The organism is Pseudoalteromonas sp. SCSIO 43210 (assembly GCF_054133285.1).
This window is the reverse complement of sequence record NZ_CP087225.1, coordinates 1,940,836-1,953,169: the sequence shown is the minus strand read 5'-3', so window position 1 is coordinate 1,953,169 and position 12,334 is coordinate 1,940,836. Positions and strand designations below refer to the sequence as shown.

8 protein-coding genes are annotated in these 12,334 nt (G+C 37.9%); 4 read left to right on the top strand and 4 right to left on the bottom strand.

Annotated elements, in window-relative coordinates; all coding sequences use genetic code 11:
- Nucleotides 1–290 precede the first annotated feature (290 nt).
- The gene (locus LOS73_RS08375; RefSeq protein WP_033028953.1) at nt 291–2,177 is read left to right on the top strand and encodes a hypothetical protein; all 1,887 of its coding nucleotides are present in this window, start codon (nt 291–293) and stop codon (nt 2,175–2,177) included.
- Between the two features lie 206 nt (nt 2,178–2,383).
- Nucleotides 2,384–3,214, top strand: coding sequence for a formyltetrahydrofolate deformylase (purU, locus tag LOS73_RS08370; protein WP_007376083.1), 831 nt, complete (start codon nt 2,384–2,386; stop codon nt 3,212–3,214).
- 100 nt (nt 3,215–3,314) lie between these two features.
- Here purU and LOS73_RS08365 read toward each other — a convergent pair whose 3' ends face one another.
- Together LOS73_RS08365 and acs are read right to left on the bottom strand one after the other, a co-directional pair.
- Nucleotides 3,315–3,965, bottom strand: coding sequence for a response regulator transcription factor (locus LOS73_RS08365; protein ID WP_007376082.1), 651 nt, complete (start codon nt 3,963–3,965; stop codon nt 3,315–3,317).
- Between the two features lie 104 nt (nt 3,966–4,069).
- Complete coding sequence (acs, locus tag LOS73_RS08360) at nt 4,070–6,010, bottom strand: acetate--CoA ligase (RefSeq protein WP_457934824.1); 1,941 nt, start codon at nt 6,008–6,010, stop codon at nt 4,070–4,072.
- A gap of 443 nt (nt 6,011–6,453) precedes the next feature.
- Between acs and LOS73_RS08355 the strand changes: the two genes are divergently transcribed.
- Nucleotides 6,454–7,623 carry a DcaP family trimeric outer membrane transporter gene (locus tag LOS73_RS08355; RefSeq protein ID WP_457934823.1) on the top strand — a complete coding sequence of 390 codons (1,170 nt, stop codon included), beginning with the start codon at nt 6,454–6,456 and terminating at the stop codon, nt 7,621–7,623.
- Between the two features lie 574 nt (nt 7,624–8,197).
- Nucleotides 8,198–10,306 (top strand): TonB-dependent siderophore receptor, encoded by a 2,109-nt coding sequence (locus LOS73_RS08350; protein WP_457934822.1) that lies wholly within the window; start codon nt 8,198–8,200, stop codon nt 10,304–10,306.
- A 415-nt stretch (nt 10,307–10,721) separates the two neighbouring features.
- Here the strand turns inward: LOS73_RS08350 and recA are convergent, their stop codons facing one another.
- Both recA and LOS73_RS08340 read right to left on the bottom strand, forming a co-directional pair.
- The gene (gene recA / locus LOS73_RS08345; RefSeq protein WP_007376078.1) at nt 10,722–11,765 is read right to left on the bottom strand and encodes a recombinase RecA; all 1,044 of its coding nucleotides are present in this window, start codon (nt 11,763–11,765) and stop codon (nt 10,722–10,724) included.
- 68 nt (nt 11,766–11,833) lie between these two features.
- Entirely contained in the window at nt 11,834–12,322 is a 489-nt protein-coding gene (locus LOS73_RS08340) for a CinA family protein (protein WP_457934821.1), read from the bottom strand.
- Between the last annotated feature and the right edge of the window lie 12 nt (nt 12,323–12,334).

Sequence of the window (12,334 nt, the reverse complement as noted above, 5' to 3'; positions counted from 1 at the left end):
GCATGTGTCGAAATATAAAATGTATCACTTTAAAATAACCTTAAACTGAACAAGATTATTGATATATAATAAAAAACCAACAACAATTATAAATACTTAATATATATTAATAATTCTATTTAGGTTTTCGTAAAGTAGGTCTAACTTACGCGCCAGCAACAAGTCTATTACGATTAAACTCAATGCACCTAGCGCTAAAAATAGCTACTTGAGGTAGATTTATTATCCTAAGTTCAGATTAATTACACTTTGTCCCCTGCAATTGGGGTGCTGTTTAAATGGAGAATTCAATGGCTTTTGATTATGGATCGATTGATCTTGGACTAAAAAACCCCTTCAAACTGGAAGGTAAAGTAACAGCATTAAGAGGACTCATTGAGTCTATAGCTGGTATTAGTTTACTTGTTATTGCTGCAGGCTCTGTGAAAGAAGATACAACCGCAGGTTGGATTTTAATGGTGTTTGGCATGCTTATTTTAGCATTCGGCATTCGCTCACTATCGGCAGGTATTTATGCAACACTTAAATACTTTGTAGGTAGAAACCACCCAACTTCACTTGCTTATAATTACAGCAAATCGCAAGCATCAACCGCTCAAGAAGAACAAAAAGAAGTAGCCTATACAGCGCAATCACTTGAAGAAATGCTGGTTGGTCGTAAAAACAGTACATTTAAAGAGCCTAATGGTTTTTTATCACGCTTACTTCACAGCTTAATCCCTAAGTTATTGTTTCTACCATATCCTATTCGTAATGTTGCCCAGCGATTATTTGGCTCATGGGTAAGCACCTTTGTCGCCCTTATTGCTTATGGCCTTGTTGCATTTGTGTCTTTGTCGGGCTTTACCGGTGAAGCTGGGGAATTAGCATTTCCGGTTTATAGTGCAATATTAATGTTTTACGTGCTTTTTTCGTGGCGTTCTACAGGTAAACCTATCTCTCGAAATGCAGAAAAGAATATTGAATCACTTGGAACTGGTGCGCTTGCAAAAATTATTTCGTTATCTTTTATTTTACCCATCGCTATTGGTCTTTCTATGTCATGGTTGATGAAAGAGCAACGTATTAGTAAACAAGAAATAGATAGCTGGCTTGAGCAACTGCCTAGTCTTCATGCTGGAATGTACTTAATTGTAATTATTATATTAGCGACTCTAAGCTGTGCGCTTGCTTTTATCATGATCAAAGCGCGTTTAAATTCAGTTACCCCTTCAGCTGAAGTATCTGAACTACGTGAAAACTGGCAAGAGTCTGTTCATCCAGACGAGATTTTCATAAACCTCGATAACCTAGTAATGGCTAATCGTCGCTATAAAGAAGTACCTAACAGAGTTTACAGAGAATTAGACCCTAAGCTTCAAGAACAAATAGAAGGTAAAGGCGGTTTTAAAGGTGAAATGATCCAAGAGATTCAGCCTAAACTGCACTCAATGGACTTAGGTAAAAACTTTACACTCGCGAGATTACTTGCTTTGGTGAGCGGTAACTTACTTTATATTGTAGCGTTAGCATTTACTGTGTTTTTAGCGTATTCGTTTATTAATATTTACCATTACATTGATGCGGCAAATATCAATAGCTTTAAACAAGCATTTAATAACCAACATGTTATTCAATTTAGTGAACTATTAATGACAAGCTTTCACTTATTGCTAATAGGTATACTTATTAAAGCATTTGCACAATTGCTAACAAACACGGCTCATCTGTTTTTTGCCGAAATGCAATTTGAATCACTGCTTGTGTACTTTAAATGCGAAGGTACCTTTACTGAGTCTAAAATATCAACAGGTACTGGTATTCACGATAGCACCCGCTCAGAAAATACTTTAGTACGCAGTAGCATAACGCCTTGGATTATTGTTTCTCGTGTTATTTCTACTACGTTTGCTGCAACAGGTATGAAAAACCTTGAGCATCCTCGCCATATTATGGAAATGCATAAAGACGAAGGACAATTGCAAGCAATCAAAAAAGACGTTATTGCGTTCTTAAAAGACCGCGAATCTATCGCTTCAATCACCAGTGAGCGCGATTTAGGTAATGCGTCACAAATACATCAACTAAACCAACAAACGCGCGCTATACCTACTCAGCAAGCGATAGCGAAAGATGATGAAGAAGCTGCCGGGTATTTAAGACAAGAAAAAAACTTATCTCCCGAGCCCAAGAGTTAATTAACCTGAAACCTAGATAATTTTTATTAATGCCACCTTGGTAACTTAGGTGGCATTTTTTTTACCCTCTATTCAATACTTTTTAACTTTATTACCTCTTTTGCACTCAACAACATGATTAATATTGGATTAGTTCACAAAGCCCTTGCTTTATGTGCCAAAACACAAATAATGAAAGGATTAATTACAGGGTAAGAATGAGGACAATGAGCTATATACTAACCACCCAATGTGCTGATGATGTAGGCTTAATAGCTAAAATCACAGGGCTTTGCCATAAAAATAATTTAAACATTACGCGTAACAACGAATTTGTAGATAAAGACGCGCAGCGATTTTTTATGCGTACAGAGCTTACAGGCGAGCCACAAAGCGACTTTTTAGATCAACTACGCGCATTGTTGCCAGATGGGGCTAAACTTGCGCTACATTGCGGCGCAAAAACTAAAGTAGTTTTATTGGCAACTAAAGAAGCTCATTGTTTAGGTGGTATGCTGTTAAAGCAATTTGAACAAACTCTTAATATTGAAGTACTCGCTGTAATTGCTAACTATGCTGATTTAGAGCCGCTAGCTAAAGGGTTTGGTGTGCCATTTCATGTTGTATCGCACGAAGGGTTAACCCGTAGCGAGCATGATGAAAAGGTAGGCGATTTAATTGCCAGCTACAACCCTGACATTATTGGCCTTGCCAAATACATGCGTATTTTAAGTCCTGAATTTGTGGGTCGATTTGAAGGTAAAATAATTAATATTCATCACTCATTTTTGCCAGCATTTATAGGTGCTAAACCTTATCATCAAGCATTTGAGCGTGGCGTAAAAATTATTGGTGCTACCGCTCACTTTGTTAATAATGAGCTTGATGAAGGTCCTATTATTTTGCAAGATGTAACCAGCGTTACACATGCGAATACCGCTGAAATGATGGCTAAAATGGGCAAAGATGTTGAAAAGACTGTGTTTTGTAAAGCACTTCAACTTGCCTCAGAACATAAGCTATTTATTAATGGTAATAAAACCGTGGTGTTTTCTTAGCATTATTCCAACTGCTTAATTATTCTACATATAAAAAATGCCAGCATTGTTGCTGGCATTTTTTTGCTCATAAATAAGCTAATAACTTTTTAAATGTAAATTATGCCTGCTCTATTGGTTCGAGCTTTAATTTAGCGGCAATTAAAACGGCTTGGGTACGATTGTACACACCAAGTTTTCTAAATATGGCTGTAATGTGTGCTTTTACTGTCGCTTCTGATATGTGTAGTTCATAAGCAATTTGCTTATTAAGTAAACCTTCGTGCAGATATTGCAGCACTCGGTATTGTTGGGGCGTTAATGAGGCAACTTGCGCTGCTATTTCTCTATCTTCACCTTCAATTTCAGCTACTTTGTTTTTTAACTCTTTTGGTAGCCATGTATCGCCTTCAAGTATTTGGTTAATTGCACTGGCAATATCATCAGACGATGACGATTTAGGAATAAAACCCATAGCGCCGTAACCCATTACTTTTGAAACGATATTCACGTCTTCACTACCCGAAACAACGGCTATAGGTAAGCTTGGGTATTCTTCTCGAATACGAATAAGGCCATATAAATCACCATTACCTGGCATGTGAAGGTCTAGCAGTAATATATCAAGATCCTCTTGCTCGCTTAACACTTGCAATGTGCTGTCAAAATCGGATGATTCAAAAACGGCTAAACCTTCAAATTTTGCGCTCAGTGCGCCTTTTAGTGCTTCACGAAATAACGGATGGTCGTCCGCTATTAAAAACTGACTCATGGTTCACTCCTAATAAATTCGGCTGCCAGTTAGGTTTAAAACCCTTACTGACAGCCGATATACTACGTTTAGAATCAACTTGTAATCAAGTTTTTAACGCACATTTAACGATTTAATCTGTTCTCGATTAGTTCATCGACAACTGAAGGATCCGCAAGCGTTGACGTATCACCGAGTTGTTGGTGCTCATTTGCAGCGATTTTACGTAAAATACGACGCATAATCTTGCCTGAGCGTGTTTTTGGCAAACCCGGTGACCATTGAATCATATCTGGAGATGCTATTGGGCTTAGCTCTTTACGAACCCAGTTACGTACCTCTTTGGTTAACTCATCGCTTACAGTTACACCTTCGTTAGGCGTAATATATACATAAATACCTTGGCCTTTAATATCATGCGGGTAACCCACTACAGCTGCTTCAGCTACAGCTTCATGCGATACAAGCGCACTTTCAATTTCGGCAGTGCCTAAGCGATGACCCGATACGTTTAATACATCGTCCACACGACCTGTGATCCAGTAATAACCATCTTCATCACGACGACAACCATCGCCTGTAAAGTACACTCCTGGGTAGGCGCTAAAATAAGTTTGTTCAAAACGTTCATGGTCGCCATAAACAGTTCGCGCTTGCGATGGCCAGCTATCTAAAATAACTAAATTACCATCTACAGCACCTTCGAGTGTATTACCTTCGGCATCAAATAATGCAGGCGCAATACCAAAAAATGGATGTGTTGCAGAACCTGGTTTTGTATCAGTAGCGCCTGGAAGTGGTGTGATCATTATGCCACCGGTTTCTGTTTGCCACCATGTATCAACAATCGGGCAATTAGATTTACCAATACTCTCGAAATACCATGTCCACGCTTCTGGATTAATTGGCTCACCTACTGAACCTAAAATACGTAAACTATCGCGATTTGACGAAGCTGTTGGCTCATCACCTTTGGCCATTAGTGCTCTAATTGCTGTAGGAGCGGTATATAAAATAGTCACACCGTGTTTATCAACTACTTCGCCCATACGCCCAGCTGTTGGATAGGTAGGTACACCTTCAAATACAACTTGAGTACAACCGTTTACTAATGGCCCGTACGCTATGTAACTGTGGCCTGTGATCCAACCTACATCGGCACTACACCAATACACATCATCTTCTTTTAAATCAAATACGTATTCATGTGTCATTGATGAGTAAACTAAGTAACCACCGGTGGTATGCACAACACCTTTAGGCTGACCAGTAGAACCTGATGTATACAATATAAACAAAGGATCTTCAGCATTCATTGGTTCTGGCTCACACTGTGCTGGTAAGTCAGCAACTAGCTCGTGCCACCATATATCGTGCTTATTCCAATCAACTTCACCACCGGTTAATTGGTGCACAATAACGTGTTCAATTGTGGTTACAGAATCTTGCGCTACCGCTTCATCAACGTTTGCTTTTAATGGTACGCAATTACCTGCACGTCGACCTTCATCTGAAGTAATAACGACTTTAGCGCCCGAATCCCTTATACGGTCGGCAATCGCTGATGGTGAAAAGCCACCAAATACAACTGAGTGAATAGCACCAATTCGTGCACAAGCTTGCATTGCGTAAATGGCCTGAGGCGTCATTGGCATATAAATAGCTACACGGTCACCTTTTTGAACACCTAACTTTTTTAAACCATTGGCAAATTTAGCCACTTCGTCATGAAGTTTTTGATAAGTAATGTGCTCACTTTGAGAAGGATCATCACCTTCCCAAATAAGCGCAATTTTGTCTGCTTTCGTTTTTAAGTGGCGGTCAATACAGTTATAAGAAGCGTTAAGGTAGCCATCTTCATACCATTTAATGCTGATATGGCCTTTATCAAATGAGGTGTTTTTAACTTTAGTGTAAGGAGTAGACCAATCGAGGCGTTTGCCGTGCTCATCCCAAAAACTTTCTGGATCGTCAATAGATTGCTTATAAAGCGTATTATATTTATTTTTATCAATGAGTGTTGCGTCTTTAATGTGCGCAGGAACTGGATAGATACTTTGTGACATCTTAGTCTCCATTAAAATTACTTGCCTTGGGCTCTTATCAAGGATTACTCAGCAGTGCTTTATTAAGTATTAGACCTTAGTTGTACACACCTTTAAATTCTTCAGTTGTAGTTTATAATTGGCTTGGTTTAATTATTTTACATAAATAATACAAGATGTTAAATGTAAGTAAATACAAACTACTCATGCCTTAAACCTTAGTCTTATAGACCAATAGGTAATTGAGTATATCTCGTACATATTTAACAGTGTTGCCGTACAATAATAAAACAATTTTGCTAAAACTTAACTAATCTATTATTTAACAAATAAAAATAGAATGTGTATTAGTAATGACAAGTCACGCAAAAAAGCACTTTTTATTCGTAAGTAATACCTTTAGCAAGTAATACAAAATAAATGAATAAAAAGTAATAAACAAGTAGCCTATAAAGGACACCAAAATGAAATTTACTCCATTAAAAACACTCGCAGCAAGTGCTGTTCTTTGCGCGCTTTCAAGCACAACATACGCAGCAACTGTTGCAAAGGTTGGTGATACCGAATTTACTTACGGCGGATACATTAAACTTGACTCTATGTGGAGTGATTATTCAGCCGGTGCACCAGCAGGCACAAGTGTTGGTCGTGATTTTTACGTACCAAGTACACTTACAGTTGGCGATGATAATAGCTCTGATGCAGTTTTTGATATGCATGCACGTCAATCTCGTTTTAATTTTGGTACAGCCACGTTATTAGATAACGGTAAAACGGTAAAAACTAAAATTGAAATTGACTTTTTAGCGTCTGCAGCCGGTGGAAACGAGCGCGTTTCAAATTCATACGCACCACGCATTAGACATGCATTCATCACTTATGACGGTTGGTTATTTGGTCAAACTTGGTCAAACTTTCAAAACGTAGGTGCTCTTGCAGAAACACTCGACTTTGTAGGCCCAGCTGAAGGCACTGTGTTTGTTCGTCAATCTCAAATTAAATACACAACTGGCGCATGGTCTTTTTCATTAGAAAATCCAGAAAGTACAATTACGACAGCGGGCGGCACACGTGTTGCCACTGATGATGCATCACTACCTGATTTTACAGCACGTTATACGCACAAAGCTGATTGGGGTAACATCGTTGTTGCAGCACTTGCACGTCAACTTACTTATAAAGCCGGTGAAATTGACGCTGATGAAACATCATTTGGCATTAGCGCATCAGGTATGGTTAAGTTAGGTGAAGACAACCTTAAATTTATGCTTACCCAAGGGCAAGGTTTAGGCCGTTATGTAGGCTTAAACGTAGCACATGGCGCTGTTCTTGATGGTGATGATCTTGATGCTATTGATTCTACATCAGGTTTTGTAGCTTTCCAGCATAAATGGAACAGTCAGTGGCGTTCAACGTTCTTATACTCTTTCTTCTCTGCTGATAACAATACCGATTTACTCGCTATCTCTGGTGATCCTACAGAATCAAGCCAAAGCTACAGCGCAAATATCTTATACTCACCCGTTAAACGCTTAACATTTGGCGCTGAACTAAAGCATGCTGAGCGAGAAACTGAAAGCGGCGTTGATGGTGATTTAGACCGTTTACAATTTTCTGTTAAATACTCTTTTTAATAGCTAAAAATCTAATTACTTCCTTAAGCGGCCTTGGCCGCTTTTTTTATAGCTCTATTTAAATTTTGCTATTTGCTTAATAAAGATCTTAATTTTACACCTATAAATTTATTGTAAGTCGCTAAAATCCCATAAAACAGCATGATTATGAGTAATAGCGGTAAAGCAAAATTGCAAATAAATACAATTTAAATTGAGTTATACACTTCATTCAAGTCCATTGAAAAATCTTACCGTTACCTAAAATTTTATACTTATTTAATCTAAGTCTCTAATCTTGTCTAATTGTCTAATTGTCTATTTACAGAAAAATTAAAAGAAAATTAATAGCGATTAAAAATAGTAATGCATCGCCAACACCATAAAAAATTCAAATAAAGCCCAGCAACCCATAGCCCACTTTATAAACAATATCGAATAATACTATTAACAGATTATTCTATCCCCATTAGTTAGATATAAACACGCCTGCAAATGATAATAGTTTTTGTTTGAGTTTGTTAATTCTAAATAGTAGAATATGGCTATTATTTAAATAAACTCAAATAATATTAAATATTAATTAAGGGAAAACATGAAACTCAATCGCACTTTTGCACTTTCTTCTTTAGTTTTAGCCATGGGTTTTTCAGCTCAAGCGCAAGAAACATCAACTAAGAATACAGTTGAAAATAATAATGAAAAAATGGAAGAAATATTAATAGTAGGTGTACGCCAAGATCGCGTTAGCAAAGGTGCTACCGGTTTAACGATGGAGCTTAACGAAACACCACAATCGATTAGTGTAATTGGCGCAGAGCAACTTCAAAACTTTGCAGCAAATAGTATTAATGATGCATTGAAAATGGCCACGGGTATTACTGTTGAACAAGGTGAAACTAACCGCACACGCTATACTTCTCGCGGTTTTGATATTAAAAGTACTCAAGTTGATGGTGTTGGTCTACCTAATAATTGGGGTCTTGTTACTGGTGCTATGGAAAGCTATGGTTATGAAAAAATAGAAGTTATTCGTGGTGCTAATGGGCAATTAACAGGTGTAGGTAATGCTGCGGGCACTATTAACTATGTTCGAAAGCGCCCAACAAATGAAAATGAAGGTGAAGTAGGTATCTCTGTAGGTACTTATGGTTTAAAGCGCTTACAAGCTGATTATTCATTTTTGTTAACAGATTCTGGTAGCTGGGCTGCACGTGCTATTGGTGCTGTAGAAGGATCAGATTCATACCTTGATGGTTTAGAAAACGATCGCACTTACTTCTCTGCAGTAATTGATGGGCAACTTACTGGTAATTCGACACTTTCATTTGGTGCTTCACATCAAAATGCAAATACAGATGGAACAATGTGGGGAGGATTACCGCTTTCATATGCCGATGGTACACAAGCAGAGTGGGACGTAAGTGCGAGCCCAACTCAAGAATGGACTAAATGGGACACTCTTAATACCACTGCTTTTATTGAATATACTTATGTATTTGATAATAACTGGGAAATTAAAACAACTTATAATTACCAAGACTCAGAAGATCAAAGTAAATTACTTTATCTTTATGACCCTTATGGAATGTTTGATAGTGAAACTAATTTAGGTTTAGTTAGCCTTCCAGGACGATATGATACAGAATTCTCTGCTGATTTATTTGATATAACAGCTAAGGGTGAGTACAGCTTGTTTGGTCAAGAACATGAGTTAATGCTTGGTGGAAGTATTTCGCAAAGTACATCTTACTCTTTTACCAACTCTTACGATGCAGCAACAACTGAAGCTTATGGCTTGGCGCCTGCTTTTCCATACGCATTAGATGCGATAGCTGAACCTATTTGGGGTGAACAAACCAAGTATGCTGATATTGATGTTACTTTGAAGCGTTTTTTTGGTTCTACTAAATTAAACCTAACAAGTGACTTATTTGTTATTGCAGGCTTTAACGCTATCGATTATGAGCGTACAGGCTTTAGCCAAGGCGTTGATATAAATAATGATGAAAGTGAGATAAGCCCTTACCTTGCAACAACGTATGCAATTAATGATGATGTTAATGTATATGTGAGCTATTCCGATATTTATCAGCCACAAGAGCAGTATGATTACGATGGTAACTTTTTAGATCCAAGCAAAGGTGTTAATTACGAAGTTGGAGTAAAAACTCAATGGTTTGATGATCAACTACTTGCAACCTTTGCAGTATTTAGTGCCAAACAAGATAATATTGCAACTTATGCAGGGCTAAACGCATCTGGATTTACTTACTATAAAGGAGCTGATCAAGATACCCAAGGCTTTGAATTAGAATTAACCGGACATATAACTGATGATCTAAATGCTGTATTTGCATATACATACTTAGATATCAATGATGACGCAGGCGATAGTTCTCACGAATGGGAGCCTGAAAATGTTGTTAATTTTTCATTGGATTATACGCTGCCTCAACTACCTGAGTTTCAGTTTGGCTTAGCCGGAAAATGGCAATCAAAAACAGCAAATATAGCCAGTAATGTTAAGCAGGATTCTTATTTACTTATGAACGCATTTGCTCGATGGGATGCGAGCGAAGACTTATCAATTCAAGCTAACATTGATAACATCACAGATGAAAAACATATTACTAGCTTAGCCAATGTTGGTTTTTATGGCTCCCCTATTAGCGGAAAAGTTAGCTTAACTTATCGCTTCTAAAGTTCTATTTTAATTAAGGCCCATTCTTTAACTATTAGGGCGTGTTTATCTTTGGTGGTTGAATTTGCAGCAGCATATTTGGTTTTCAGGCAAGGCAGAGCCTATATAGTGTGGTTATTCCCCATAAATAGGCGATAACGCAGCATAAATACCAAATATGCGCTACCCTTTGGGTTCTTTCTAGGGACGATTAACTCTTTGTTGCTCGATTTTTGCTTAGTCCACTAGGTTACAAATCTCACGCCGCGATTTAACCGTAGATTTTTATAGGTTAAATTAAAAACGACACATTTCTATGTGTCGTTTTTATCTTATCTACTTTAAGTTTTTAACAATAAAAAGCGCCAACCATTACTGGTTAGCGCTTTTTTAAAGCTCGGGTCAAATCAAGCTAAGAAACTCATTTTGATATAGCTTAAAGGTCTGCGTCATCGCCTAACTTATCTTCACCATCTTCTGGTTCAATAGTTGCTTTTAGTAAAAGCATTTCGCGTAACTTACCTTCAATCTCATCTGCAATTTCTGGATTTTCTTTCAAAAATTTAATTGAGTTAGATTTACCTTGGCCTACTTTGTTGCCACAGTAACTATACCAAGCACCTGCTTTTTCAACAATTTTGTGCTTAACACCTAAGTCAATTAACTCGCCTTGCTTAGAAATACCTTCACCGTACATGATGATAAATTCAGCTTGTTTAAATGGCGGCGCTACTTTGTTTTTAACAATTTTAACGCGGGTTTCGTTACCAACAACTTCATCACCTTCTTTCACAGAACCAATACGACGAATATCAATACGTACCGATGCGTAAAACTTAAGTGCATTACCACCCGTTGTTGTTTCTGGGTTACCAAACATAACACCAATCTTCATACGGATTTGGTTAATGAAGATACATAACGTGTTAGAGCGTTTAATATTACCAGTAAGCTTACGTAATGCTTGTGACATTAAACGTGCTTGTAGGCCCATGTGCGAGTCGCCCATGTCGCCTTCAATCTCAGCTTTTGGTGTAAGTGCAGCAACCGAGTCAATAATAACAACGTCTACCGCGCTTGAACGTACTAACATGTCACAAATCTCTAGCGCTTGCTCACCTGTATCTGGTTGCGATACAAAAAGATCGTCAATGTTAACACCAAGTTTTTGTGCATAAATTGGATCTAGAGCATGCTCAGCATCGATAAAGGCACATGTTTTGCCTTCTTTTTGAGCTTCTGCGATAACTTGTAAAGTAAGCGTTGTTTTACCAGATGATTCAGGACCGTACACTTCAACAATACGTCCCATAGGTAAACCACCTATGCCTAAGGCAATATCAATACCTAATGAGCCTGTAGATACAGATTCAATGTTTAACGCTTTGTTATCACCCAATTTCATAATTGAGCCTTTACCAAATTGACGTTCAATTTGTGATAGTGCTGCGTCTAACGCTTTTTGTTTGTTATCGTTCATTTTGTTCTCCAAATCCAGCTAATGGAACCAAGTATACTGTATGAAATCACAGTATCAAGCTAATTTTTTTATTTTATCTCATCTATTACATTTTTTAATGCAAATACAATAGCTTGTAACCTAACCTGAGCTCTATCACCAATAAATACTTGTTTAAATGTAAGCAACTTATCATTAATTTGTATGCCAAACCACACAAGTCCAACAGGTTTACCTTCAGTTGCACCACCAGGCCCGGCAATGCCCGATACAGCTATCGCAATATTAGCGTTTGTTGCTTTAATAGCACCTACTGCCATTTCTCGCACTGTTTGTTCGCTTACAGCACCATACTTTGCTAATGTACTTGCACTTACATTGAGCAAATCTTGCTTTGCTTGATTGCTATAAGTGACAAATGCACGGTCAATATAAGCCGAGCTCCCAGGGGTGTCGGTAAGCGCATAACTCACTCCGCCACCAGTACATGACTCAGCAGTAGTGATCCATAAGCATTTATCCGTTAAAATAGCGCCTAATTGCGCAGCAAGTGTTTTAATCTCTTGATGTAATTCCATATTCAGCCTTTG

Bases quoted from the DNA above. Each gene is read 5' to 3' on its own strand.
- LOS73_RS08365 (WP_007376082.1), bottom strand. From the start codon at position 3,965: ATGAGTCAGTTTTTAATAGCGGACGACCATCCGTTATTTCGTGAAGCA.
- LOS73_RS08375 (WP_033028953.1), top strand. From the start codon at position 291: ATGGCTTTTGATTATGGATCGATTGATCTTGGACTAAAAAACCCCTTC.
- LOS73_RS08355 (WP_457934823.1), top strand. From the start codon at position 6,454: ATGAAATTTACTCCATTAAAAACACTCGCAGCAAGTGCTGTTCTTTGC.
- acs (WP_457934824.1), bottom strand. From the start codon at position 6,010: ATGTCACAAAGTATCTATCCAGTTCCTGCGCACATTAAAGACGCAACA.
- recA (WP_007376078.1), bottom strand. From the start codon at position 11,765: ATGAACGATAACAAACAAAAAGCGTTAGACGCAGCACTATCACAAATT.
- LOS73_RS08340 (WP_457934821.1), bottom strand. From the start codon at position 12,322: ATGGAATTACATCAAGAGATTAAAACACTTGCTGCGCAATTAGGCGCT.
- LOS73_RS08350 (WP_457934822.1), top strand. From the start codon at position 8,198: ATGAAACTCAATCGCACTTTTGCACTTTCTTCTTTAGTTTTAGCCATG.
- purU (WP_007376083.1), top strand. From the start codon at position 2,384: ATGAGCTATATACTAACCACCCAATGTGCTGATGATGTAGGCTTAATA.